The following is a 25,844-nucleotide window of genomic DNA, read 5'->3' as shown; positions in this document are numbered from 1 at the left end:
TCAGGGGGCCTTCAGGGGCGCGCGGCGAGACCCCGCGCTCCTGGCGCACCGGCGGTCCGCGGGGCGCCGTGGACCGCTTCCGGCCGCCTTCCGTGGGGCGCGGGCGGTCCGGGGTGCGGGAGGGGCAGGATGGAGGTATGAGCGTAGTCAAGATCAACGTACTGACCGTGCCCGCCGAGCAGCGGGAGACGCTGGAGAAGCGGTTCGCCTCGCGGGCGCACACCGTGGAGAACTCCGACGGGTTCGAGTGGTTCGAGCTGCTGCGGCCCGTCGAGGGGACCGACACCTACCTCGTCTACACCCGGTGGCGGGACGAGGAGTCGTTCAAGGCCTGGATGGAGGGGCCGATGAAGGCCGCGCACCAGGGCGGCGGGGAAGGCGGCGGCGCGGGCGGCGAGCGGCCGCGCCCGGCGGCCTCCGGCTCGACCCTGTGGTCCTTCGAGGTGGTGCAGCAGGCGGCGCCCAAGTCCGCCTGAGACCGGGGGACCGGCCGGGGCACTCGACGAAACCCCACGGCGAAACAGACGGCGAAACACACAACGGCGCCCCCTGCCTGTGCGGGGCAGGGGGCGCCGTCGTGTCCGTACTCCTCGGTGGCGAGCCGTCACTTCACCGGTTCGGGCTCCGGCGCGTTCTCGCTCTCCGCCTCGCCGGCCGGGTCCACCGGCGTCCTGACGGAGTCCAGCAGCAACTGGGCGACGTCCACGACCTGGACGGACTCCTTGGCCGTGCCGTCGTTCTTCTTGCCGTTGACCGAGTCGGTCAGCATGACCAGGCAGAACGGGCAGGCGGTGGAGACGATGTCCGGGTTGAGGGAGAGGGCCTCGTCGACGCGCTCGTTGTTGATGCGCTTGCCGATGCGCTCCTCCATCCACATCCGCGCGCCACCGGCGCCGCAGCAGAAGCCGCGCTCCTTGTGGCGGTGCATCTCCTCGTTGCGCAGGCCCGGGACGCTGGCGATGATCTCGCGCGGCGGGGTGTAGATCTTGTTGTGGCGGCCCAGGTAGCACGGGTCGTGGTAGGTGATGATGCCCTCGACCGGGGTCACCGGGACCAGCTTGCCCTCGTCCACGAGGTGCTGGAGCAGCTGGGTGTGGTGGATGACCTCGTAGTCGCCGCCGAGCTGCGGGTACTCGTTGCCGAGGGTGTTGAGGCAGTGCGGGCAGGTGGCGACGATCTTCTTGGCCGACTTGGGCTTGCGGGACTCGTCGGTGACCTTGCCGTCGTCGTCCATCTCCTCGCCGAACGCGGCGTTGAGGGACATGACGTTCTCCATGCCCAGTTCCTGGAACAGCGGTTCGTTGCCCAGGCGGCGGGCCGAGTCACCGGTGCACTTCTCGTCGCCGCCCATGATCGCGAACTTGACGCCCGCGATGTGCAGCAGCTCGGCGAAGGCCTTCGTGGTCTTCTTCGCCCGGTCCTCCAGCGCGCCCGCGCAGCCGACCCAGTACAGGTACTCGACCTCGGACAGGTCCTCGATGTCCTTGCCGACGACCGGGACCTCGAAGTCGACCTCCTTGAGCCACTCCAGGCGCTGCTTCTTGGCCAGGCCCCAGGGGTTGCCCTTCTTCTCCAGGTTCTTGAGCATCGTGCCCGCCTCGGACGGGAACGCGGACTCGATCATCACCTGGTAGCGGCGCATGTCGACGATGTGGTCGACGTGCTCGATGTCGACCGGGCACTGCTCGACACAGGCGCCGCAGGTGGTGCACGACCACAGGACGTCCGGGTCGATGACGCCGCCCGCGGCGAAGCCGCTGTCGGACACAGCCTCGGCGGTGCCGATCAGCGGCCGCTCCGCCTCGGCGAGCGCGGCGGCCGGGACGTCCTTGAGGGCCTCCTCGGACGCCTTCTCCTCGCCCTCCGCGTTCTTGCCGCCGCCGGCCAGCAGGTAGGGGGCCTTGGCGTGCGCGTGGTCGCGCAGGGACATGATCAGCAGCTTGGGGGAGAGCGGCTTGCCGGTGTTCCAGGCCGGGCACTGCGACTGGCAGCGCCCGCACTCGGTGCAGGTGGAGAAGTCCAGCAGGCCCTTCCAGGAGAAGTGCTCGACCTGCGAGACGCCGAACACGTCGTCGTCACCGGGGTCGGTGAAGTCGATCTCCTTGCCGCCCGACGTCATCGGCTGGAGCGCGCCCAGGGCCGTACCGCCGTCGGCCTCGCGCTTGAACCAGATGTTCGGGAAGGCCAGGAACCGGTGCCAGGCCACGCCCATGTCCGTCTTCAGCGCGACGGTGATCATCCAGATGAACGACGTGGCGATCTTCAGGCCGGCGAAGAAGTAGGTGAGGTTCTGAAGGGTGGAGACGTCCATGCCGCGCAGCCAGGACACCACCGGGTAGGAGATGAAGAACGACGCCTCGTAGCCGCTCACGTGGTGCTGGGCGCCCTCCAGGGCGTGCAGCATGAAGATGCAGACGCCGACGATGAGGATGACGGCCTCGACGAAGTACGCCTGGCCGAAGTTGGAGCCGGCGAAGCGGGACTTGCGGCCCGGCTTGTCCGGCCGGCTCAGCTGGCGGATCCCGATGAGGACCAGGATGCCGAGCACGGTCATGGTGCCGATGAACTCGACGAAGACGTTGTACGGCGCCCAGTCGCCGATGACCGGCAGGATCCAGTCGGCCTTGAACAGCTGCCCGATGGCGTTGACGATCGTCAGCAGCAGGGAGAAGAAGCCCACCGCCACGAACCAGTGCGCCACGCCGACGATGCCCCAGCGGTTCATCCGGGTGTGGCCCAGGAACTCCTTGACCACGGTGACGGTGCGCTGCACGGGCTCGTCGGTCCGGGTCCCGGCGGGTACGGACTGCCCGAGCCGCAGGTAACGGAAGATCTGGAGGACGGCGCGGCCGAACAGTGCCACGCCGACCACGATCAGGACCAGCGACACGATGATCGCGGCGAGTTGCATTGGGGCTCCTGTGAGGCGGCCTCGACATTACTAAGCGGTAACTTATGCAGTCCGTCTGAGACTACCCCCATCCTCCGTCGCAATGTAGCCGGGCGCGGGGTGATCTGGATCGCTGAGGGTCACCTGAGAGCCGCGCGGGGTCGCGCGGGCTGCTCGGGGGCGGTCCGGTGCGGCCGGGGTCTGCTCGGAGCGTACCGAGCGGGGGGTGTGCGAGGCGCGCGCGGGGCGTGTGCGGAGGGGTTTCGGAGGGGTCCCGGAGGGGTTCCCGGGGGTTTTGATTCGGTCAGGTTCGCATCTGATCGTGTTATTCACACCCAAACACCCGATATGCACCTAATTTAAGAACCGTGCTCTACGGGATCGCCACCGCCACCGCCGCCCTGTTCCTCGCCGCCGTGCTCTCCGCCCTGCTGCGGGTGCCCGCGCTGCGGCTCGGGCTGGTCGACCGCCGCAGGCTCCGGCCGGTGCCGCTGCTCGGCGGGGTGGCCGTGGTGGGCAGCACCTGCCTGGTCGCGGCGGCCGGCGGCTGGACGGGCGCCGCGCCGCTGAGCGACGGCGTGGGGCGGCTGCTGGCGGCGGGCGCCGGGGTCGCCGTGCTCGGCCTGGTCGCCGACGTGTGGCGGCTGAAGACCGTGCTGCTGCTGGTGGGGGCGGCCCTCGCGGCGGCGTGCGTGGTGCCGTACGACGAGACCGGGGTGCCGGGCGGGATCGCCGCGGTGGCCTGGATCGCCTGTGTGGCCGTCGCCTTCCGCGGGCTGGACCACGCCGACGGGCTGGCCGGCACCGTGGGGGTGCTGATGGCCTTCGGGGCGGGCGCGTGCGCGGCGGCCGAGGTGATGGACGATCTGGCGGTGCTGCTGAGCGTGCTCGCCGCCGCCCTCACCGGCTTCCTCATGCACAACTGGCACCCCGCGCGGATCGCGTTCGGCGCCTGCGGCTCGCTGTTCACCGGCTTCGTGCTGGCCGCCTCCGCGGTGCTCGTCCGTACGGGGTACGAGGCCGGGTCCACCGCCGCCGTCCTCTTCGCGCTCACCGCCACGGTGACCGCCGACGCGGTGCTCGTCGTGCTCTCCCGGCGGCTGGCCGGGCGCGCGGTGGCGCGCCGCGGCCCCGACCACCTCGCCCACCGGCTGCGCAGGCTCGGCCTCACCCCGCCGGGCGCCACGGTCGCGCTCGGCACCCTCACCTTCGCGACGGTGCTGGTCGGCGTCCTGGTGCACGCGGGCTGGCTCACCCCGACGAGCGCCCTGTGGACGGCGGGCGCGCTGCTGCCGGTCGTCCTCGGGCTGCTGCGCGTACGGGTGTACGGGCCGCGCCGGGGCACCGGGCCGCACACCGGCGTCACCGGCACGCACACCGGCGCGTACAGGACGGGTGCGTACGCGACCGGTGCGTACGCGACCGGGACGGGTACCCGCGCCGGGACGGCCACCGGTGCGCGCGCCAGGACGGGGCTACCGGCCGCCCAGGACGCGGGTGCGCGCGGGCGCGCGGGGAAGGCGGGCGCGGGAGCGGGTGCCGCGCTGGGGTTTCTGCGGGCGCTGGGTGGCGGTGTGCGCGGGGGTGTGCGCGGCCTGCGCGCCTCCGGCGGCACCGGCGCCTCCGGCGGCTCCGGGCGGTCGAGCCGGGGCGGCAGCGGGGCTTCGGCGTCCGGCGCCCGGGGCACCCGCACGGCCGCGCCCGGTCCGCGCGGTGCCCGTACGGCGGCGGCCGTGGTCCGTGCGCCACGGGCGCCCTCGGCCCCGCGCGCCACCCCGCCCGGAGGGCGCTACGGGCCCAGGAGCGGGTCCCGTCCGGCCTTCGGATATCCGGTTCCTCCGCCCCAGCAGACGGCGTCTCCGCAGGTCAGAGAGGCATTGCGTGTAAGGGATGGATAAGACTTGAGTCTGCTGGACTCAGGTCTGTTGACCCCGGCGCCGTCGTCGTGCACACTTGAGTCCGTTGCACTCAAGTCAGCTGGAGGAACTCACCATGGCACGTGCGGTCGGCATCGACCTGGGCACGACTAACTCCGTCGTCAGCGTTCTGGAGGGCGGCGAGCCCACCGTCATCACCAACGCAGAGGGCGCCAGGACCACGCCGTCCGTCGTCGCCTTCGCGAAGAACGGCGAGGTGCTCGTCGGCGAGGTGGCCAAGCGCCAGGCCGTCACCAACGTCGACAGGACCATCCGGTCGGTCAAGCGCCACATGGGCACCGACTGGAAGATCAACCTGGACGGCAAGGACTTCAACCCGCAGCAGATCAGCGCCTTCGTGTTGCAGAAGCTGAAGCGGGACGCCGAGGCGTACCTGGGCGAGAAGGTGACCGACGCGGTCATCACCGTCCCGGCGTACTTCAACGACGCCGAGCGCCAGGCCACCAAGGAGGCCGGTGAGATCGCGGGCCTCAACGTCCTGCGCATCGTCAACGAGCCGACCGCCGCCGCCCTGGCGTACGGCCTCGACAAGGACGACCAGACGATCCTCGTCTTCGACCTCGGCGGCGGCACCTTCGACGTGTCCCTGCTGGAGATCGGTGACGGCGTCGTCGAGGTGAAGGCCACCAACGGCGACAACCACCTCGGTGGTGACGACTGGGACCAGCGCGTCGTCGACTACCTGGTCAAGCAGTTCCAGTCCGGCCACGGCGTGGACCTGTCCAAGGACAAGATGGCCCTCCAGCGCCTGCGTGAGGCCGCCGAGAAGGCCAAGATCGAGCTGTCCTCGTCCACCGAGACCTCGATCAACCTGCCCTACATCACGGCCTCCGCCGAGGGCCCGCTGCACCTGGACGAGAAGCTCACCCGCGCCCAGTTCCAGCAGCTGACCGCTGACCTGCTGGAGCGCTGCAAGACGCCGTTCCACAACGTCATCAAGGACGCCGGCATCTCGATCAACGAGATCGACCACGTCGTCCTGGTCGGCGGCTCCACCCGTATGCCCGCCGTCGCCGAGCTGGTCAAGGAGCTGACCGGCGGCAACGAGGCGAACAAGGGCGTGAACCCGGACGAGGTCGTCGCCATCGGCGCCGCCCTCCAGGCCGGTGTCCTCAAGGGTGAGGTCAAGGACGTCCTGCTGCTCGACGTCACCCCGCTGTCCCTCGGCATCGAGACCAAGGGCGGCATCATGACCAAGCTGATCGAGCGCAACACCACGATCCCGACCAAGCGCTCGGAGATCTTCACCACGGCCGAGGACAACCAGCCGTCGGTGCAGATCCAGGTCTACCAGGGCGAGCGCGAGATCGCGGCCTACAACAAGAAGCTCGGCATGTTCGAGCTGACCGGTCTGCCCCCGGCGCCGCGCGGCGTCCCGCAGATCGAGGTCGCCTTCGACATCGACGCCAACGGCATCATGCACGTGACCGCGAAGGATCTGGGCACGGGCAAGGAGCAGAAGATGACCGTCACCGGCGGCTCCTCGCTGCCGAAGGACGAGGTCGACCGGATGCGCCAGGAGGCCGAGAAGTACGCGGAGGAGGACCACGCCCGCCGCGAGGCCGCCGAGACGCGCAACCAGGGCGAGCAGCTCGTCTACCAGACGGAGAAGTTCCTCAAGGACAACGAGGACAAGGTCCCGGGCGAGATCAAGACCGAGGTCGAGGAGTCGGTCGCCGAGCTGAAGGAGAAGCTCAAGGGCGAGGACAGCGCCGAGATCCGCACCGCCACGGAGAAGGTCGCCGCCGTCTCCCAGAAGCTCGGCCAGGCGATGTACGCCGACGCCCAGGGCACGCAGGCCGCCGGCGGTGCCGGTGAGGCCGGTGGCGCCTCCCAGGCGAAGGCCGACGACGATGTGGTCGACGCCGAGATCGTCGACGACGAGCGCAAGGACGGTGCCGCGTGACGGAGGAGACCCCGGGCTTCGACGAGCAGCAGCCCGACGTCCCCTCCGGCGCCACCTCCGACGACGCCGAGCCGAAGGCCGCCCCCTCCGCCAAGGAGGAGGGGGCGGCCCCGGCCGGGGACGCCGCTCAGACGGCCGGTCTGACGGCTCAGCTGGACCAGGTCCGTACGGCGCTCGGCGAGCGCACCGCGGATCTCCAGCGGCTCCAGGCCGAGTACCAGAACTACCGCCGCAGGGTCGAGCGCGACCGGGTCGCGGTCAAGGAGGTCGCCGTGGCGAACCTCCTGTCCGAACTGCTGCCCGTGCTCGACGACATCGGGCGGGCGCGCGAGCACGGCGAGCTGGTGGGCGGGTTCAAGTCCGTCGCCGAGTCGCTGGAGACCGTGGCGGCCAAGATGGGACTCCAGCAGTTCGGCAAGGAGGGCGAGCCCTTCGACCCGACGATCCACGAGGCCCTGATGCACAGCTACGCGCCGGACGTCACCGAGACGACCTGCGTGGCGATCCTCCAGCCCGGGTACCGGTTCGGCGAGCGCACCATCCGCCCCGCGCGGGTGGCGGTGGCCGAGCCCCAGCCGGGCGCGCAGACGGTCAAGGCGGCGGACGAGTCCGGTACGGACACGTCCGACGGCAAGGCCGACGAGAAGGACAGCGGTGGCCCGGACGAGGGCTGACGCTGCGGCAGGCATCGACGCACGAGAGGAGGGACGTCGGGGTTGAGTACCAAGGACTTCATCGAGAAGGACTTCTACAAGGTCCTCGGCGTCCCCAAGGACGCCACCGAGGCCGAGATCAAGAAGGCGTACCGGAAGCTCGCCCGCGAGTACCACCCGGACGCCAACAAGGGCAACGCCAAGGCCGAGGAGCGCTTCAAGGAGATCTCCGAGGCGAACGACATCCTCGGCGACCCCAAGAAGCGCAAGGAGTACGACGAGGCCCGCGCGCTGTTCGGCGGCGGCGGGTTCCGTCCCGGTCCCGGGGCGGGCGGCGGCTCCTTCAACTTCGACCTGGGCGACCTCTTCGGCGGCGGCGGCCAGGCCGGCGGGACGTCGGGCGGTTTCGGCGGCGGCATCGGTGACGTCTTCGGGGGCCTGTTCAACCGGGGTGGCGCGGGCACCGGTCCGCGCACCCAGCCGCGGCGCGGCCAGGACATCGAGTCCGAGGTCACGCTGAGCTTCACGGAGGCCATCGAGGGGGCCACGGTCCCGCTGCGGATGTCCTCGCAGCAGCCGTGCAAGGCCTGTTCGGGCACCGGCGACACGAACGGCACGCCGCGGGTGTGCCCGACCTGTGTCGGCACCGGGCAGGTGGCGCGCGGCTCCGGCGGCGGCTTCTCGCTGACCGACCCGTGCCCGGACTGCAAGGGCCGCGGGCTGATCGCGGAGCACCCGTGCGAGGTCTGCTCCGGCTCCGGGCGTGCCAAGTCGTCCCGGACGATGCAGGTGCGGATCCCGGCCGGGGTCAGCGACGGCCAGCGCATCCGGCTGCGCGGCAAGGGCGCGCCGGGCGAGCGCGGCGGTCCGGCGGGCGACCTGTACGTGGTGGTGCACGTCGGGGAGCACGCGGTCTTCGGGCGCAAGGGCGACAACCTCACCGTCACCGTGCCGGTCACGTTCGACGAGGCCGCGCTCGGCGGCGAGGTGCGGGTGCCCACGCTGGGCGGTCCGCCGGTGACGCTGAAGCTGCCCGAGGGCACGCCCAACGGCCGGACGATGCGCGCCCGCGGCAAGGGCGCGGTCCGCAAGGACGGCACGCGCGGGGACCTGCTGGTCACCGTCGAGGTGAGTGTTCCCAAGGACGTGTCGGGGAAGGCTCGTGACGCGCTGGAGGCGTATCGCGAGGCGACCGCGGGCCAGGACCCGCGGGCCGAGCTGTTCGAGGCCGCGAAGGGAGCATGAGGGAGATGGACGGCCGCCGTCGCAACCCGTACGAACTGACGGAAGACACACCGGTGTACGTCATCTCCGTGGCGGCGCAGCTGTCCGGACTGCACCCGCAGACCCTCCGTCAGTACGACCGGCTGGGCCTGGTGTCCCCGGACCGCACCGCGGGCCGGGGCCGCCGGTACTCCGCCCGTGACATCGAACTGCTCCGCCAGGTGCAGCAGTTGTCGCAGGACGAGGGCATCAACCTGGCCGGCATCAAGCGGATCATCGAACTGGAGAACCAGGTCGCCGCGTTGCAGTCCCGGGTCGTGGAGTTGCAGTCGGCCCTGGAGGGAGCGGCGGCCACCATGCGCCAGCGCGAGGCCGCCGTGCACGCCTCCTACCGGCGGGACCTCGTCCCGTACCAGGAGGTGCAGCAGACCAGCGCGCTGGTCGTCTGGCGGCCCAAGCGGCAGCAGTCCCCGGACTGACGCCCGCGGCGCAGCCGTCTCCCGTGTGCCACGGAAAGGGGGCCCGGATCACTCCGGGCCCCCTTTTTTCGTGTCTCGGCAGGCGGCCGTACGGGTCAGACGCGCGCCGCGCGACGGCGGCGGGCGCCGATCCAGGCGGCGGCGCCGCCGAGGGCGACGAGGACACCGGCCAGGGCGGTGTAGAGGCCGGTGGAGGACGCGCCGGTGTGGGCCAGCGAGCCGCCGCCGACGGCGGTCGTGAGGGTGGTGCCGGTGCCACCGCCCGTGCTGCCACCGGTGGCAGCGGTCGGTGCCGTGGCGGAGGCGGACGCGGACGCGGTGGGCTCGGCGGAGCCGGAGCCGGAGCCGGAGGGGGCCTTGGTCGAGGAGCCGGAGGGGGCGGGGGTGCTCGTGCCGGAGTTCTCGGGGCCCGCCTTCACCTGGACCGCGGCACCGTTGAACTCGTGGGAGTCACCCATGGAGTAGGCGGCCCTCAACGGGAACGAGATCTCCTGGTCGATGGAGGTGTTGAAGCTCAGCGAGAAGTACAGCTTGAGGTTCTGGGGGCCCGATGCGGCGCCGAAGCCCTTCGGCAGCGGGGGAAGCTCCCAGACACCCGCGTCGGTCTGGTTCATCGTGACGATCTTGCCGCCGACCTCCGCCTCCAGGATCAGGTGCTTGCGCAGGGTGCCCGACGGAGTGGAGCCGTCGACGTAGACCGTGCGGTTCACCTGCGCGGGGAACTCGCCCGGCCCCGTGGCCGTCGTGGTCAGCACGAGCCCCGCGCGCCGTCCGGGCCGGGCCACGACGCCGTCCCACGTCAACGAGGTGTTCAGCTTGCCCGGCTCGATCTCCGGCCTGGTCCTGAAGACGGCCGTGTCGGCGGCGGGGTCGGCCTCGACGTTGTTGCGCAGCCCGGCGGCGGTGAGGGTGAAGTCGCCGTCGTTGGTGGGGTAGTGGGCGCCCAGACCGACGGTGACCTTCCAGGTGAAGGTGGCCTTGGCCGGGACCGAGAAGGAGGACGACGCGTCGCCGGACGCCGGGTAGAACAGGCCCTGCCACTGACCGTCCTGCTGACCGACCATGGACTTGGTGGCCGGGGCGTCCAGCGCGGTGACACCGAGGACGACGGAGTCGGCGAGCAGCGGGCTCGGGCCCTTGGCCTTGCCCTTCAGCCAGGCCGCGAAGTCCTCCGCGTGGTCGGAGGAGTTGGTGACCGTGAGGGTCATCGACTCGGTGGCGCCGCCGCGCTCCAGCGGACCGGCCGGGCTGGGCGCGCCGAGGGTCATCTTCAGCGGTGCGGTGGCCGCCTGCTCGGCGGCGCCGGCGGTGGCCGGGACGAACACGGCGCCGGCCACGGCGGCGACGACGGTGGTGGCGGCCAGGGTGCAAAGGCGGCGGGCGGTGATGGAACGAGCGGACATGGTGGACTTCCCCCCCGGGAGTCGACAGGGCGCACGGCACGAACGGCGGCCGTGAGCCCGATGAGGCAGCGTGGAACAGAAGAACGCAGGGCGCCCTGGACAGCGTGAGCCGAGAGCGCCGAACGAGCGGTGAGAACGAGTGAGGAGAGAGACCGCTTTTCCGGCCGGTCCTGCATTCCCCCCGGCGGTTCGCGGTGCATTCATCTTCACTCACCGTTCGTTCGTGATCGATCCGTGCTTCGTCACCACTTCGCTACGACGGGGGAAGCGCCGGTTCCGCGGCACCGGGTCCGGAGGAGGCGGCCGTGCACGCCTCCTGTCGGGGGGGGGCTCGTCCCGTACCGCGAAGGGGCCGGATCGGTCCGGGCCCTTCGCTTTGCCGAATGGTCCGGACCAAGTGCCCGTAAAAGGCAAGTTCGGTGCGGATTGCGGCCGTTACCGCAAAGTTTCCGTACAGAAAGCGGAACGTGGTGTTGTCATCTCGTTAGCCGGTTCCGCTTGACGCCGGTGGGGGCCGCCGCGTTGGCTTTTCTGGCACCTGGGACGCAATGCTGCGCCCTCGTCCGGAAGGCACCAGAAGTGAGTACCTCGATGCGCCGTACCGCCCTGGCCGTGGCCGCCGCCACGCTGACGTTGCCGCTGACCGCCTGCGGGGCGTTCGGAGGGACGGGCACCAGCAAGGCGAGCCCGGCCAAGGGCGACGACGTGACGGTGGGTCTGCTGCTGCCGGAGACCGCGAACACGCGCTACGACCGGTTCGACGCGCCCGCCCTCAAGAAGAAGGTCGCCGAACTGACCCACGGGAAGGGCCGGGTCACCTACGCCAACGCCGGGGCGAGCGCGGGCAAGCAGGCGAGCCAGATGCAGCAGATGATCGACGACAAGGCCGACGTCATCGTGCTGGACGCCGTCGACTCGCACGGCATCGCCGGGCAGGTGAAGAAGGCCAAGGCCGCCGGTATCCCGGTCATCGCCTACGACCGGCTCGCCGAGGGCCCCATCGACGCGTACATCTCCTTCGACAACGAACTGGTCGGCGAGGTGCAGGGCCGCGCGCTGCTCCAGGCACTGGGGTCGGACGCCGGCAGCGCCGCCAAAATCGTCATGATCAACGGCTCGCCCACCGACCCCAACGCCAAGCAGTTCAAGGCGGGCGCCCTGGCCCAACTGAACGGCAAGGTGACGATCGCCAGGTCCTACGACACCAAGGACTGGAAGGCGGAGATCGCCCGTTCGGAGACGGCCGAGGCGATCGAGGCGCTGGGCAAGCACGGCATCGACGCCGTGTACGCCGCCAACGACGGCATGGCGGGCGGCGCCATCGAGGCGCTCAAGGCCGCGGGCGTGACGAAGCTGCCCCCGGTCGTCGGCCAGGACGCCGAACTCCCCGCGGTCCAGCGGATCGTGAGCGACGAACAGTACATGACCGTGTACAAGTCCTATCCGACGGAGGCCGAGAACGCCGCCGAGATGGCCCTCGCCAAGGTGCAGGGCAAGGACATCCAGTTCGACTCGCTGACCCGGGACCGGGTCGACAGCCCGACCACCAAGGGCATTCCCTCGCAGCTCGTCTCCGTGGTCGCGCTGACCAGGGCCAACATCAAGGAGACGGTCATCGCCGACGGCGTCTACAAGGTCTCCGACATCTGCACGGCCGACTACCGGGCGGACTGCACCGCGGCCGGGCTGAAGTGACGGACCGGAAGTGATGCGCCGGAAGCGCCGGACCGGAAGTGACGGGCCGGAAGCGGCCGGACGGCGTCCGCGTCGGAGCGGGGTCCCCCGTACGGGTCGTACCGGGGTGCCGCACCTGCCCCCAGCTTGTTGCAAGGGGTGCCTCGGAGGCCCGTACATACCGGGTGGGAACGGTGTTTTCCGCCGCCCGGCCGGAGCGGACCCGTGTTGCACAGGCGGTCCGGGCCGCGCATAGTTGCGCTGCGGAACCACGCGGAAACCGGGGGTGTGATGAGCCATGGCCGGGCACGGGGCGCAGCAGCATCCTCACGGCGCCGACCGACTGTGCGAGGCCGGGGATCGGGTGTATTCCCGGGCCGTACGGCGCGGCCGGGTGCCCCGCGGCGACGCCGACCCGGTGCCCTGCCTGCTTGAACTGGCCCTGCTGCACCCGGACCCGGACGACATGGACTTCCTGGTGCCGACCGCGCCGCAGGAGGTCATGACCCGGCTGCTGCGCGGGATGTACGACGAGGTCAGCGAGAGCCACCGGCGGGTCGGTTCGGCGGTCGCGGCCTTCGAGCGGTACGCGGGCCTCGGCGGCCCGGTGCGGATGCCCGCCGCGGGCGCCGAGGGCGCCGCGATCCGGGTCTTGGACGGACTGGCGCGGATCCAGGCGGCGATGGACGAGGCGACCCAGGTGTGCACCACCGAGGTGCTGACCGTGCAGCCGGGCGGGATCCGCCGGGAGCACGAGCTGTCGGAGGGGCTGCCGCGGGCGCTGGCGCTGCGCGCCCGCGGGGTGCGCATGCGCGACCTGTACACGCATGTGGCCCGGCACGGGCAGGGCCTGCTCAACTACATGGAGCTGATGGGCGAGGCGGTCGAGGCGCGCACCCTGGACGAGGTGATCGACCGGCTGATCCTTTTCGACCGCACGGTGGCCTTCATCCCGGCCAACGCCGATCACACCATGGCCCTGGAACTGCGCCACCCGGCGCTGGTGGAGTACCTGGTGACGGTCTTCGAGCGGCAGTGGCGGCTGGCGATCCCGCTCTCCGCCGCGCTGCCCGACACCGGGATCGAGGGCATCTCGCACCGGGAGCAGTCGATCGCGGCGCTGCTGGCCGACGGGCACCAGGACGCGGTCATCGCCGAGCGCCTGGGCATCAGCGTGCGCACCTGCCGGGCGCACATCGCCCGGCTGTCGGAGACGCTGGGCGCGGCCAGCCGTACGCAGTTGGGCGTGCGCATCGCCCAGGCGGGCCTGGACGGGCCGCCGCGCGCGGTGGGGGCGGCCGTGGTCAGGGTTCCCGGGGCTCGGGGTCCAGGATCCCCGACCGCCCGATGAGATAGCCGAGCTGGGCCCGGCTCTCGCTGCCCAGGGTGGCGGCGAGCTTGGCTATGTGGACGCGCGCGGTGCGGACGTTCATGCCGAGCCGGTCGGCGATCACCGAGTCGGTGTGGCCCTCGACGAGCAGGCCCGCGATGGCCCGCTGGCGGGCGGTGATGCCGCCCGGGGAGGGCTGCTGGACGGGTGTGGGGTACATCGGGGTGGCCAGCCGCCAGAACCGCTCGAACGTGGTGACGAAGTACGAGACCAGCGCGGGGTGGCGGACCTCCAGGGCGAGGGTGCCGTCCGGGTTGGCGGGGACGTAGGCGACGGTGCGGTCGATGACGACGAGCCGGTCGGTGACCTCGTCCAGGGAGCGGGCCTCGACGTCGCCGCTCAGCTGCTCGTAGCGGGCGTGGGCGAGCGGGAGGTGGCGGTGGGTGTGCTGGTAGAGGGTGCGGATGCGGCCGCCGCGGTCGAGCAGGTCCTGGTCGCGGACCATGGCGATGGCCTCGGCCGCCTCGGCGCGCTCGTGGCTGACGCGGCGCACCGGCGGCTGGACGCACAGGCTCTCGCGGGAGGCGGCGGCCATCGTCTCGGTGATGGCCCGGTTGATCCGCTCGGTGCCGCTGAGCAGCCGTATGGAGGCGCTGTCGGCGGGGCGCGCGGGGCGGTCGTCGATGCGCATCAGGGGCGCGAAGCTCTCGGCGAGGCGCTCCTCCCGGCGGCGTTCGTCGGCGATGCGTTCGGCGGTGGCGCGCAGCAGCCGGTGCAGCGCGGTGGCCGGGGCGACCGGCTCCAGCCGGCCGGGGTCGTCGACCGCGGGGTGCAGCAGGCCGAAGTCGACCAGGCAGGGGGCCTCGTCCGCGGCCTCGGCGGGCAGCCGCCCGTCCCGCAGGGCGCGTTCGTACAGCGTCGTGCCCGCGGGGCACAGCTCGGCGGCGCCGTGCTCCGGGTGCGGTGCCGGGCTCACTGGGTTTCCTCCCGTCGGTTTCAGTGTCCCTGCTCCAGGATCCCGGACTGCGCGATCAGATAGCCGAGCTGGGCCCGGCTGCCGCTGCCCAGGGCGGTGGCCAGTTTGGCGATGTGGGCCCGGCAGGTGCGCACGTTCATGCCGAGCCTGCGGGCGATGGCCTCGTCGACATGGCCCTCGACGAGGAGCTTGGCGATGGAGTGCTGGATCTCGGTGATGCCGTCGGGGGCGGTCTCGTAGGGGGTGCCGGCGCTGAGCGGGACGGCGCGGCTCCACATGAACTCGAAGACCTTGATCAGGTAGCGGACCAGGCCGGGGTGGCGCAGTTCCAGGGCGACCTGCTGGTCGTCGCGGGTGGGGATGAACGCGACCGACTCGTCGCAGACGATCAGCCGCTCCACCAGTTCGTCGATCGAGCGGTACTCGACCTTGCCGTCGGCGAGCTGGGCGGCGTAGGCCAGCTTCTCCTGGCTGTAACGTGCGGTGTGCTGGTACAGGGTGCGGATGCGGACGCCGCGCTCGATCAGCGGGCGGTCGCGTTCCAGACCGCGCAGCACGCTGCGCTCCGAGACGCGGTCGCTGGGCTGGACGGTGAGCATCTCGGTGCGGCACTGGGCGGTGGCCAGGTTGAGCGCCGTGTTGATCCGCTCGCCGCCCTCCAGCACCGTGATCGAGTCACCGCCGGAGGTGGTCTGCGCGCTCAGCGCCATGAACGGCTCAAAGGCGTCTGCGAGGTCGCTCGCCGCGCGGCGGCGTTCGGTGATCTCGCGTTCGATGGGGTTGAGCCGCTGGGCGAGGGCGAGCGCCGGGGGTACCGGACGCAGCCAGTCGGGGTCGTCCGGATCGGGATGGAGCAGGGCGAACTCCATCAGACAGGGAGCCGGTTCCGCGTCCGTTCGGGTGATACGTCCCGCGCGCAGAGCGGCCGCGTAGAGGCGGCTGCCGTCCCCGCACAGCTCGTTCATCGCATGGGGATGTGTCGGATTTATGTGATTCGTTGTCAAATCTCCACCCCCCAGGGTCCTGAACATGCAGGAACATGATGCACCGATTGTGTGGCCATGACGTGCCCGAATGAGCCATCGTCGTACGTGACGGGGGAAAAGGGGACCTTCAAGTGAGGACGAAGCCGATTATGGGTAACAGACTGCTTCGCTCGGTGCTTGTCGCCGCCTTCTCCGCCGTTGTGGCCCTCGGCGCGCTGAGTGGCATCCACAGTGCGAAGAGTGATGTTCAGGCGAACAGCACCTGGCCGTCGGTGGCGGTGAACTCCGCCACCACCGGTGAGCGCGCCGCTGCTGCAGATGGAGCCGGGAGTTGATGTGACCACACCACCCGACGACCGTTCCTTCCGCCGTGAAATGGCCACCGCCTACCGCTCCGGCTGGCACTTCATCGACCTGGTCACCGCCATCCCCCACAGCGGTGACTCGCTGATGGTGACCGTCTTCGGAGAGCCGGTCGTCGTCACGCGGGACGAGGACGGGGACGTACGGGCCTACCGGTGCCTGCGGCGTCCTCGGGGGGCGCCGCAGCCCGTACGGTGTGCCATCCGCTACGGAATGATCTTCGTGAACCTGGACCAGCGGGATCACCGGCAGGTGGCGCCGGAGCCCGCCGACATCAGGACCATCTCAGCCACCCCCCGCAGTGCCTGACGCGATTCCCCCGTCGTAACAGATCGCTCAGGCGCTTCCCCCCGCAGCGGCGTCACCGTGACCTGAACACGGTGACGCCGCTGCAGTTTCAGGACGATTCCTCCGGATACCGCCGCCTTGATGCTCTGGCCGGAAACAGCCGCTCCGGGTCTGCGGGCTCAGCCGCGGCCCAGCGCCCGGGTCAGTTCGATCTCGATCACCACGCGCTGCGGGTTCGGCCGCGGCGCCCGCAGGTAGCGCTCCGTGTAGCGGCGCTCCGCCTCCGCGACCCGCTCCGGCTCCGTCCGGACGCGGGCCCGCCCCTCCAGCGTGGCCCATCGCCTGCCGTCCACCTGGCACACCGCCGCCACCGCCCCCTCCTCGCCGGCCGCCAGCACATTGCGCGCCTTGGTGCTGGTGCTGCTGGTGATCACGCGCGCCAGCCGCGCCTCCGGGTCGTACGTCACGCCCACCGGCACGACGTGCGGGGTCCCGTCCGGGCGCAGGGTGGTCAGGGTGCACACATGCCGCTCGCGCCAGAAGCTGAGGTACGGCGCGTCGGGAACCCCCGGGTCGAGGGTGTACGTCGTGGTGGCCATGGCAAGAATGTAGGCGCCGTTCATCCTTGAGTGGAATAGACTCAACTTTGTGCACGTTGATTGAGTCAGTACTGGGAGACGTGGCAGACCGCTGACGCCGAGGAGGAGAGAAGCGACCGTGGACGCCGAGCTGACCAACAGGAGCCGGGACGCCATTCAGGCGGCCGGAAACCGGGCCGTGACCGGGGGAAACCCGGATCTGACCCCTGCCCACCTGCTGCTCGCGCTGCTGGAGGGCCAGGAGAACGAGAACATCATCGACCTGTTGTCGGCCGTCGACGCCGACCAGGCGTCGGTCCGCGCGGGCGCCGAGCGGGTGCTCGCGTCGCTGCCCAGTGTGACCGGGTCCACCGTCGCGCCGCCGCAGCCGAACCGCGAGCTGCTGGCCGTGATCGCGGACGCGCAGAACCGGGCGCGGGACCTGGGCGACGACTACCTGTCCACCGAGCATCTGCTGCTCGGCATCGCCGCGAAGGGCGGCGCGGCCGGCGAGGTGCTCACCGGGCAGGGTGCGAGTGCGAAGAAACTGCAAGAGGCGTTCCAGAAGGCGAGGGGAGGGCGCCGGGTGACCACACCCGACCCCGAGGGCCAGTACAAGGCCCTGGAGAAGTTCGGCACCGACTTCACGGCGGCGGCCCGCGAGGGCAAGCTGGACCCGGTCATCGGCCGGGACCAGGAGATCCGCCGGGTCGTCCAGGTGCTGTCACGGCGTACGAAGAACAACCCGGTCCTCATCGGTGAGCCCGGCGTCGGCAAGACCGCCGTCGTGGAGGGGCTCGCCCAGCGGATCGTCAAGGGTGACGTGCCCGAGTCCCTGAAGGACAAGCGGCTGGTCTCCCTGGACCTCGGGGCGATGGTCGCGGGCGCGAAGTACCGCGGCGAGTTCGAGGAGCGGCTGAAGACGGTCCTGGCGGAGATCAAGGACTCCGACGGCCAGATCATCACCTTCATCGACGAGCTGCACACCGTCGTCGGCGCGGGCGCCGGCGGCGACTCCGCGATGGACGCGGGCAACATGCTCAAGCCGATGCTGGCCCGCGGCGAGCTGCGCATGGTCGGCGCGACCACGCTCGACGAGTACCGCGAGCGGATCGAGAAGGACCCGGCCCTGGAGCGCCGCTTCCAGCAGGTGCTGGTCGCCGAGCCCAGCGTCGAGGACTCCATCGCCATCCTGCGCGGGCTCAAGGGCCGCTACGAGGCCCACCACAAGGTGCAGATCAACGACTCCGCGCTGGTGGCCGCCGCGACCCTGTCCGACCGGTACATCACCTCCCGCTTCCTGCCCGACAAGGCCATCGACCTGGTCGACGAGGCCGCCTCCCGGCTCCGTATGGAGATCGACTCCTCGCCGGTCGAGATCGACGAGCTCCAGCGCGCCGTCGACCGGCTGCGCATGGAGGAGCTGGCGCTCGACAAGGAGACCGACGCGGCCTCCCGCGAGCGGCTGGAGAAGCTGCGCCGCGACCTCGCCGACAAGGAGGAGGAGCTGCGCGGCCTGACCGCCCGCTGGGAGAAGGAGAAGCAGTCCCTCAACCGGGTCGGCGAGCTGAAGGAGAAGCTGGACGACCTGCGCGGGCAGGCCGAGCGCGCCCAGCGCGACGGCGACTTCGACACCGCCTCCAAGCTGCTGTACGCCGAGATCCCGGAGCTGGAGAAGGAACTGGAGGCCGCCTCGCGCGCCGAGGAGGAGGCCGCCAAGGACACCATGGTCAAGGAGGAGGTCGGCCCCGACGACATCGCCGACGTGGTCGCCTCCTGGACCGGGATCCCGGCCGGCCGGCTGCTGGAGGGCGAGACGCAGAAGCTGCTGCGCATGGAGGACGAGATCGGCAGGCGGCTGATCGGGCAGGGCGAGGCCGTGCGCGCCGTCTCCGACGCGGTGCGGCGCAGCCGCGCGGGCATCGCGGACCCGGACCGGCCCACCGGCTCGTTCCTCTTCCTCGGCCCCACCGGTGTCGGCAAGACCGAGCTGGCCAAGGCGCTGGCGGACTTCCTCTTCGACGACGAGCGGGCCATGGTCCGCATCGACATGTCGGAGTACAGCGAGAAGCACAGCGTGGCCCGGCTGGTCGGCGCCCCGCCCGGCTACGTGGGGTACGAGGAGGGCGGCCAGCTCACCGAGGCGGTCCGGCGCCGCCCGTACAGCGTGGTCCTGCTGGACGAGGTGGAGAAGGCGCACCCGGAGGTCTTCGACATCCTGCTCCAGGTGCTCGACGACGGGCGGCTCACCGACGGCCAGGGCCGCACGGTCGACTTCCGCAACGTCATCCTGGTGCTGACCTCCAACCTGGGCAGCCAGTTCCTGGTCGACCCGGTCACCAGCGAGGCGGAGAAGAAGGAACAGGTCCTTGAGGTGGTCCGGGCCTCCTTCAAGCCGGAGTTCCTCAACCGCCTGGACGACCTCGTGGTCTTCTCCGCGCTGACCAAGGAGGAGCTGAGCCGGATCGCGAAGCTGGCCATCGACCGGCTGGCCAAGCGGCTGGCCGAGCGGCGCCTGACGCTGGACGTCACGCCCGAGGCGCTGACCTGGCTCGCCGACGAGGGCATGGACCCGGCCTACGGCGCCCGGCCGCTGCGCCGCCTGGTGCAGACCGCCATCGGCGACCGGCTGGCCCGGGAGATCCTGTCCGGCGAGATCAAGGACGGCGACACGGTCCGGGTGGACCGGTTCGGCGAGGGGCTGCTGGTGGGACCGGCGACGGGCAAGACGCTGTAGGCACCGGCGCGCGGATCCCCGGTCCCGCTCAGACGGTGAACGCGGTGAAGGTGACGAGGGCCTGGTCCGGGCCCTCGTACACCACCGCCACCTGGACGGCGGCGGCGCCGAAACCGGGGTCGGCGCTGCCGGGGACCCGCCCGGCGCGGTTCCCGTCGCCCTCGGTGAGGCCCAGGTCGAGGCAGAGGCCGGCGGGGTCCGCGGAGCCCGGAGGACCCGCAGAGTCCGGGACGCAGGACGCCGTCCCGGACTCCGGCGCGTCCGGGTAGGTGGCGCGCAGCCGGCCCCGCACGTCCCGGCGCGGCATCCGGAAGACGGCCTCGTACTCGGTGTCCAGCCAGGTCCGTACGGTGCACCGGGCGTCGTGGGCGCCCGCCGGGAGCCTCGCGCCGCCGAAGGCGAGCGCCTCGGCGCAGTCCGCCTGCCGCGGCCCGCCGGGCTCGTCCCGCGCCTCGCCCGCCGCTGCCGCGGCGAGCACGCCCAGGGCGGCCAGTGCGGCAGCCAACGGCGCCCCGAGGACCGCCGCGAGCGGCCACCACAGGCGCCCGCGCGCTCCGCCCCGGCCCGCCGCCGCGCCGGGTCCGCACACCATGTCGTCCCCCCGTTCCCCGTACGGTGTCACCTCGTGGGCCGGATCATGTCAGCCCACGGCTGACAGGCCCCGCCGGGGCTTGCCACCCCCCTCCCCGCATGGGGGAGGATGACAGGATCCGTACGAAGGGAAAAACACGGTGAGCATCGACCCGTCCTCGATTCCGAACTTCGGGGGCCAGCCCGAGCCGCAGCCCCAAGGACCGGCGGGCCCCGTCGTCCCGGATCAGGACCTCGTGAAGCAGCTCCTGGACCAGATGGAACTGAAGCACCTCGTCGACGAAGAGGGTGACCTCGTCGCGCCGTGGGAGCAGTTCCGCACGTACTTCATGTTCCGCGGCGAGGACGACCAGCAGGTCTTCTCGGTGCGGACGTTCTACGACCGGCCGCACAAGATCGACGAGAAGCCGCAGCTCCTGGAGTCCATCGACGACTGGAACCGGCGCACCCTGTGGCCCAAGGTCTACACCCACACCCACGACGACGGCACCGTCCGCCTCATCGGCGAGGCGCAGATGCTGATCGGCATGGGCGTCAGCATCGAGCACTTCGTCTCCTCGACGGTCAGCTGGGTGCGGGCCGCCCTGGAGTTCGACCGCTGGCTCATCGAGCAGCTCGGCCTGGAGGGCGAGTCCGGCGAGGCCGCCCAGCCCGAGGAGGGCGACACAGAGGCGTAAGCGCCGCCTCTCCCTCGGCGAACGAGAGCCCGGCCGGGGCGCGCACCGTCATCGACGGGCGCGCCGGGGCCGGGCTCTCGCCGTGCGCGGCGGGGGCCGGGCCCCTCTTCATGCACCGCCCGTCCACAGGCTGTGGAGAACCCCGGCCCGCGCGGGCCGGGGAGGGACTTCAGCCCGCGAGCTTCCCGAGCCGCTCCGCCGCCTCCTGGAGGACCGGGATCTGCTTGCAGAGGTTCAAGGTAGACGCGCCCAGGTCCTGTCTGATAATTGATCTTGTGGTGGGTCGTGGTGAGCTGACGGATGCGGCGTGGCAGCGGATTGCGCCGTTGCTGCCTGGCGTTGATGGCCGTGGACGGCCGTGGCGGGATCATCGGCAGGTGATCAACGGGGTGTTGTGGCGGTTGCGAACAGGTGCACCGTGGCGTGATCTGCCGGAGCGCTACGGGCCGTGGCAGACGGTTTATGAGCGGTTCGCCCGCTGGGAGACGGACGGCACCTGGGCCCGGCTGCTGGAGCAGGTCCAGGTCCGCGACGACTCCGTCGGGGCCGTGGAGTGGACCGTTTCGGTCGGCTCCACGGTCAGCCGGGCTCACCAGCACGCCGCCGGTGCCCGAAAAAGGGGGCACAGGCGGGGGACGAACTGGAGGATCCGGCACGCTCGGCGGTTCGCCAAGCGCTGGGCCGGTCCCGCGGCGGGCTGACCACCAAGGTTCATCTTGCCTGCGACGGCCGGGGCCTGCCCCTGGCCGTCGTCGTCACGCCGGGCAATGTCAACGACTCCATCGTCTTCGACACCGTCATGGGCGAGCTGCGAGTGCCCCGGACCGGTGCCGGACGGCCCCGCCGCAGACCTGACGCGGTCCTCGCGGACAAGGCGTACTCCTCACGGGCAATCCGCCAGGCTTTGCGCGGGCGAGGTATCCAAGCCGTGATTCCAGAGCGGGCCGACCAGAAGGCAAACCGTCTGCGACGCGGCCGGGCCGGCGGCAGACCGCCGGCCTTCGACCGCAAGCTCTACAAAGCCCGCAACGTCGTCGAACGCTGCTTCGGCCGGCTCAAGCAGTTCCGCGCGATCGCTACCCGCTTCGACATACTCGCCGACCGCTACAAGGCCGGAGTCCACCTCGCCTCACTCATCCTCTGGCTCAGAGAACCCGCCCAAGATCCTTTGTCAGACACGCCCTATAGGGAAGCCCTGGATCAACGCCACTGCCCAGACCTCCGAACAGGCCCTCGCGCCGACTGCCGCCGTGACCGCGCACCTGACCGGTGACGGGGCGGACCGTGTGGTGACACGCACCATGCAGCATCGACTCATGAACCTTGACCCTCAAGGCTGACCAGAGCCGGCGCTAGCTGTGACAGGTTCGTACGTATGCGTGACAGATGCCTGGTAGAGCCAGTCGCCGGAAGGACTTATCCACAACCCAGCTGACAAGCGGTAGGGGTATCTCGTAAGCTTCCCTGCATGTCTGGTCATGCTGCCCGCCAAGAGAACCTCTTCGACCACTCCTCGAATTCGGTGGCCGATGGAGATGACGTCCTGATCCCCAGTCGTATCCCGTCGACGTCACCTTTCCATCAGCCTCGCTTGCTGACTGCAGGGGAACGTGAGCGATACAGGCGCATCGCGCAAGAGTCCCGAAGGGCACGGCAGTCCGCCTTGGCTGGAGAGGGTCCGGAGCCAGTCCACGATATCAATAGTCCGAAACTTAACCCACTCGACCTAATGCCGGTCCGCGACACGGGAGGCTTGCGTTCGCTGTCCTTGTTCAGCGGTGGTGGTGGATTGGACCTCGGATTTGAACGGGCGGGATTCTTGCACGTTGCCTCGTTCGAAATCATGGAAGAGGCCGGTCAGACCCTTAAGAAGGCGCGCCCCGGCTGGGATGTTTACGGCGGCGAGTCAGGTGACGTTCGCGGTGTAGATTTCAAGAAATGGCGTGGACTCGTCGATGTCGTTCACGGCGGTCCACCCTGCCAGCCGTTCTCAAACGCAGGGCGGCAAAGGGGTCATCTCGATGAGCGTGACATGTGGCCAGAATTCGTTCGAGCCGTGAACGAAATCAAGCCTATGGCGTTCATCGGAGAGAATGTCCCGGCTCTGGGCAGCGCCAAATTCTCCAACTATGTTGTCGAGAATATTTCGGGCCCTCTCTCCGAGCATTATCATGTAACACCTGTAACCCTGCAGGCGTGCGACTTTGGAGTCCCACAGGTCCGTCGCCGTATTTTCTTTGTCGGTTTTCGTAACAAGCGAGTTGCAAACCGATGGAAAGCGCCACAACCCACGCACTACTGGAGTGACGCGACCATCGATGCCGGGGGCGACCGATGCATGGGGCTTCGGGAAGCTCTGGGGCTTCCCGATATCGGAACCGACGATCTCTCGCCGACAATTCGAAGCAGTCTTACAGGCCCCCGACACACTACTTCAATCTTGAACAGTGTTGCCGCCCAAAGGAAGTTTGACTCGCTGAAGATTTGGCCGAACGGGGTTGCAGCGTCCCGAGAGTCGGCAAGGGCCTTCGTCGCAAAGAACGGGCACTTCCGCCTTTCAGTCCCTGATGTCGCTCTAATTCAGGGATTCCCCGAGGACTGGCCTTTTGTTGGTGCCACGTACATGACTCTGGGGCAGATCGGCAACGCCGTACCACCGCCACTTGCCTACGCTGTGGCGTCCTCCGTGGCGGACGCACTCAAGAGGTAGTTTCTTACGTATTGCCTGAGGCTGATAGCTGGCTCCTCCTCGTCGAGAAGGGGGAGCTGGTCAACAAAAGTGCGCTCAATATGTGGGTTGTTTAGCGTGGACCCACGCGCCATAAGGTAGGAGCAGCGAAGCTGGAGCATTTCCGTCATGCGATCCAGTGAATATCCATCTGTCTCGTCCATCGCCTCTTTGTATTGGGCGGCACTCCACTGGTTCTTCATGATCCACTTGGCGTCTTCTTTTGTGTAAGGCGCTGTGCGTCCGCCAAAAATCTTGATTGCTGTATCTGAAGTCAACTTTGAGGCAATGTCTTGGCCAAGCACAACATCCGGCATGACATAGTGGCGCTTGCCGTCAATCCAAGGGGCCATGTCGATCGGGGAGGCGTAATGGCATTTGAGGATCTCCTTCCCGGTCTTTTCGTAGACGGCAATGATCCAGTGCAGATCTTCCCATTTCTCGATGTGCTTCGGTCCGAAGTCACGTACCGTGGAAACCGATCCACTGGTCGTAGACTTCAGCTCGAAGTTCACAATCTGATCCTCTATCCGGAGAAAGGCGTCGATGCCGTCTCTCTTTCGGTCTTCGGTGACCCTCAGATTGAAGCGGTCGCGCATCTGCTGTTCACGGGAATCATCCTGCACTGCCATGCCAGGAATGATGCCACGCCGAGCGCCGGACGGTAACCCGAACTGGACCTTCAATCGACGTCGTTCGCTCATGTTGAGCATGACCTGACCGGCAAGGCGCCATGCCTGCGCATGTCTGTAGGCATAGCTGAGAGGCCCGCCTCGGCAGAACTCTTCCTGTGCCCTGATTAACCCAGTTTAGTGAATCTTCATGATCTTATAGTATAGATTGGGGGCATATGCCATTATTGCCCTGTAGTGTTACGTAATTGTTCGATTTCCATGCAGCGGAACCACGGGAGTTAGCTTTTGCGTGCCTTAAGTGAGGTCTCTGCCGCATCCCAACCACATACACAGCGCTGACCAGCTGGGGCGAGTGTCGGACCGCTCTCCGGTCCAGCTCCGGACGCGTCGCCTTGTGAGTCGTGTGCCACGGGGTTACGAAGGCTCCTCGTGCCCCTCCGGGACATCCCAAGCACGAGCAGCCCGGGAGCAACCTTGTACGCCCCTCCTGCTCACGTGGCGGAGATCTCCTGGCCCGATCCTTGGAGAGCTGGACGCGCGCCCGTAACCCCCTGGCCCCGTCTGCCGTTCCGGGTTCCTGGCCAGGATGAGACTCATTTCCGCAGCCTAGACAGCCTTTCGATTGCCTCTTCTATCACCGCCTTCTGCTTGCAGAAGGCGAAGCGGACGAAGGGCGCGCCCTCGTCGCGGTGGTCGTAGAAGACCGCGTTCGGGATGGCGACCACACCGGCCCGCTCCGGCAGCGCGCGGCAGAAGGCGAAGCCGTCGCTCTCGCCGAGCGGACGGATGTCGGTGGTGACGAAGTAGGTGCCCGCGGGCCGGAACACCGTGAAGCCCGCCTTCGCGAGCCCGGCCGTCAGGACGTCCCGGCGGGCCAGCATCTCGGCGCGGAAGCCGGTGAAGAACGACTCGGGCAGGGCCAGCGCCTCGGCGACCGCGTACTGGAAGGGGCCCGAGGCCACGTACGTCAGGAACTGTTTGGCCGAGCGCACCGCCGTGACCAGGCCGGGCGCCGCGGTGATCCAGCCGACCTTCCAGCCGGTGAAGGAGAACGTCTTGCCGGCGGAGCCGATCGTGACCGTGCGCTCGCGCATGCCGGGGAGGGTGGCGAGGGGGATGTGCACGGCGTCGTCGTAGACCAGGTGTTCGTACACCTCGTCGGTGATCACGAGCAGATCGCGTTCCACGGCGAGCTCGGCGACGGCCGTCAGCTCCTCGCGGGTGAGGACCGTGCCGGTGGGGTTGTGCGGGGTGTTGATCAGCAGCAGCCGGGTGCGGTCGGTGACCGCGGCGCGCAGTTCGTCGAGGTCCAGCCGGAACGCGCCGTCGTGCGGGCGCAGCGTCACCGGCACCCGGCGGCCGCCCGCCATGGCGATGCAGGCCGCGTAGGAGTCGTAGTACGGCTCCAGGGCGACCACCTCGTCGCCGGGCTCCAGCAGCCCCAGCAGCGCCGCCGCGATGGCCTCGGTGGCGCCCGCCGTGACCAGCACCTCGGTGTCCGGGTCGTAGGAGAGGCCGTAGCGGCGCTGCTGGTGGGCGGCGACGGCGGTGCGCAGTTCCGGGACGCCGGGGCCGGGCGGGTACTGGTTGCCGCGGCCGTCGCGCAGCGCCCGCACGGCGGCCTCGCGGATCTCCTCGGGGCCGTCGGTGTCGGGGAACCCCTGCCCCAGGTTGATGGAGCCGGTCGCGGCGGCCAGGGCGGACATCTCGGCGAAGACGGTCGTCCCGAACTCGGCGAGCCGGCGGTTGAGCAGGGGGCGTGCGCTGGAGGTCATGCCGGTCATCCTGC

19 protein-coding genes and 2 pseudogenes are annotated in these 25,844 nt (G+C 69.8%); 13 read left to right on the top strand and 8 right to left on the bottom strand.

The genetic code is table 11. The annotated features are described in order from the left end of the window. The first annotated feature begins 137 nt into the window (after positions 1-137). Positions 138-476, top strand: coding sequence for an antibiotic biosynthesis monooxygenase family protein (locus B086_RS0124280; protein ID WP_018569035.1), 339 nt, complete (start codon positions 138-140; stop codon positions 474-476). Between the two features lie 128 nt (positions 477-604). Here B086_RS0124280 and B086_RS0124275 read toward each other — a convergent pair whose 3' ends face one another. Then, positions 605-2,911, bottom strand: coding sequence for a (Fe-S)-binding protein (locus B086_RS0124275; RefSeq protein WP_018569034.1), 2,307 nt, complete (start codon positions 2,909-2,911; stop codon positions 605-607). A 347-nt stretch (positions 2,912-3,258) separates the two neighbouring features. Between B086_RS0124275 and B086_RS45620 the strand changes: the two are divergent. The 5 genes and pseudogenes from B086_RS45620 to B086_RS0124250 form a co-directional block, all read left to right on the top strand. Next, positions 3,259-4,230, top strand: a pseudogene (locus B086_RS45620) (MraY family glycosyltransferase); the annotation flags it as partial. Positions 4,231-4,882: 652 nt separating this feature from the next. After that, entirely contained in the window at positions 4,883-6,733 is a 1,851-nt protein-coding gene (gene dnaK, locus B086_RS0124265) for a molecular chaperone DnaK (protein WP_018569032.1), read from the top strand. Next, complete coding sequence (grpE, locus tag B086_RS0124260; RefSeq protein WP_018569031.1) at positions 6,730-7,407, top strand: nucleotide exchange factor GrpE; 678 nt, start codon at positions 6,730-6,732, stop codon at positions 7,405-7,407. Before dnaK ends, grpE begins: the two co-directional genes overlap by 4 nt. Positions 7,408-7,449: 42 nt before the next feature. Then, positions 7,450-8,631 (top strand): molecular chaperone DnaJ, encoded by a 1,182-nt coding sequence (gene dnaJ, locus B086_RS0124255; protein ID WP_018569030.1) that lies wholly within the window; start codon positions 7,450-7,452, stop codon positions 8,629-8,631. A gap of 5 nt (positions 8,632-8,636) precedes the next feature. After that, positions 8,637-9,089 carry a heat shock protein transcriptional repressor HspR gene (locus tag B086_RS0124250; RefSeq protein WP_018569029.1) on the top strand — a complete coding sequence of 151 codons (453 nt, stop codon included), beginning with the start codon at positions 8,637-8,639 and terminating at the stop codon, positions 9,087-9,089. Between the two features lie 95 nt (positions 9,090-9,184). On the opposite strand, the gene B086_RS0124245 is transcribed toward B086_RS0124250, so the two are convergent. Then, positions 9,185-10,492, bottom strand: coding sequence for an LPXTG cell wall anchor domain-containing protein (locus tag B086_RS0124245; RefSeq protein ID WP_018569028.1), 1,308 nt, complete (start codon positions 10,490-10,492; stop codon positions 9,185-9,187). A gap of 591 nt (positions 10,493-11,083) precedes the next feature. Here B086_RS0124245 and B086_RS0124240 point away from each other — a divergent pair. Both B086_RS0124240 and B086_RS45960 read left to right on the top strand, forming a co-directional pair. Beyond that, positions 11,084-12,187, top strand: a complete 1,104-nt coding sequence (locus B086_RS0124240) for a sugar ABC transporter substrate-binding protein (RefSeq protein ID WP_018569027.1) — start codon at positions 11,084-11,086, stop codon at positions 12,185-12,187. Between the two features lie 277 nt (positions 12,188-12,464). After that, on the top strand, positions 12,465-13,517 hold the full coding sequence (locus B086_RS45960) for a helix-turn-helix transcriptional regulator (protein ID WP_018569026.1): 1,053 nt from the start codon (positions 12,465-12,467) through the stop codon (positions 13,515-13,517). Here B086_RS45960 and B086_RS0124230 read toward each other — a convergent pair. Together B086_RS0124230 and B086_RS0124225 are read right to left on the bottom strand one after the other, a co-directional pair. Beyond that, a complete protein-coding gene (locus B086_RS0124230; protein ID WP_018569025.1) occupies positions 13,471-14,472 on the bottom strand; it encodes a helix-turn-helix domain-containing protein in 1,002 nt (333 codons plus the stop codon). The two genes, B086_RS45960 and B086_RS0124230, sit on opposite strands and share 47 nt — an antisense overlap. A gap of 20 nt (positions 14,473-14,492) precedes the next feature. Next, positions 14,493-15,437 (bottom strand): hypothetical protein, encoded by a 945-nt coding sequence (locus B086_RS0124225; RefSeq protein WP_018569024.1) that lies wholly within the window; start codon positions 15,435-15,437, stop codon positions 14,493-14,495. A 357-nt stretch (positions 15,438-15,794) separates the two neighbouring features. On the opposite strand from B086_RS0124225, the gene B086_RS0124220 reads away from it, so the two are divergent. Next, a complete protein-coding gene (locus B086_RS0124220; protein ID WP_026252727.1) occupies positions 15,795-16,130 on the top strand; it encodes a hypothetical protein in 336 nt (111 codons plus the stop codon). A gap of 158 nt (positions 16,131-16,288) precedes the next feature. Here B086_RS0124220 and B086_RS0124215 read toward each other — a convergent pair whose 3' ends face one another. Beyond that, positions 16,289-16,708 (bottom strand): pyridoxamine 5'-phosphate oxidase family protein, encoded by a 420-nt coding sequence (locus B086_RS0124215; RefSeq protein WP_018569022.1) that lies wholly within the window; start codon positions 16,706-16,708, stop codon positions 16,289-16,291. Between the two features lie 118 nt (positions 16,709-16,826). Here B086_RS0124215 and clpB point away from each other — a divergent pair, with 118 nt between their 5' ends. Further along, a complete protein-coding gene (gene clpB / locus B086_RS0124210; RefSeq protein ID WP_018569021.1) occupies positions 16,827-19,424 on the top strand; it encodes an ATP-dependent chaperone ClpB in 2,598 nt (865 codons plus the stop codon). A gap of 28 nt (positions 19,425-19,452) precedes the next feature. Here clpB and B086_RS0124205 read toward each other — a convergent pair whose 3' ends face one another. Then, positions 19,453-20,016 carry a hypothetical protein gene (locus B086_RS0124205; protein ID WP_018569020.1) on the bottom strand — a complete coding sequence of 188 codons (564 nt, stop codon included), beginning with the start codon at positions 20,014-20,016 and terminating at the stop codon, positions 19,453-19,455. 139 nt (positions 20,017-20,155) lie between these two features. Here B086_RS0124205 and B086_RS0124200 point away from each other — a divergent pair, with 139 nt between their 5' ends. From B086_RS0124200 to B086_RS43090, 3 genes and pseudogenes are all read left to right on the top strand, one after another. Further along, a complete protein-coding gene (locus B086_RS0124200; RefSeq protein ID WP_018569019.1) occupies positions 20,156-20,692 on the top strand; it encodes a YbjN domain-containing protein in 537 nt (178 codons plus the stop codon). A gap of 275 nt (positions 20,693-20,967) precedes the next feature. Further along, positions 20,968-21,869, top strand: a pseudogene (locus tag B086_RS43095) (IS5 family transposase); the annotation flags it as partial. Between the two features lie 576 nt (positions 21,870-22,445). After that, on the top strand, positions 22,446-23,402 hold the full coding sequence (locus tag B086_RS43090; protein ID WP_199790779.1) for a DNA cytosine methyltransferase: 957 nt from the start codon (positions 22,446-22,448) through the stop codon (positions 23,400-23,402). Here B086_RS43090 and B086_RS0124185 read toward each other — a convergent pair. Then, positions 23,360-24,052: a hypothetical protein gene (locus B086_RS0124185; RefSeq protein ID WP_026252726.1), complete on the bottom strand. Its 693-nt coding sequence runs from the start codon at positions 24,050-24,052 to the stop codon at positions 23,360-23,362. The two genes, B086_RS43090 and B086_RS0124185, sit on opposite strands and share 43 nt — an antisense overlap. A 596-nt stretch (positions 24,053-24,648) precedes the next feature. Next, positions 24,649-25,839, bottom strand: a complete 1,191-nt coding sequence (locus B086_RS0124180) for a pyridoxal phosphate-dependent aminotransferase (RefSeq protein ID WP_018569014.1) — start codon at positions 25,837-25,839, stop codon at positions 24,649-24,651. Between the last annotated feature and the right edge of the window lie 5 nt (positions 25,840-25,844).

The organism is Streptomyces sp. PsTaAH-124 (assembly GCF_000373685.1).
In the GTDB taxonomy this organism is placed as follows: Bacteria; Actinomycetota; Actinomycetes; order Streptomycetales; family Streptomycetaceae; genus Streptomyces; species Streptomyces andamanensis.
The sequence above is the reverse complement of the archived record's forward strand: the minus strand, read 5'-3'. Positions and strand labels throughout refer to the sequence as shown.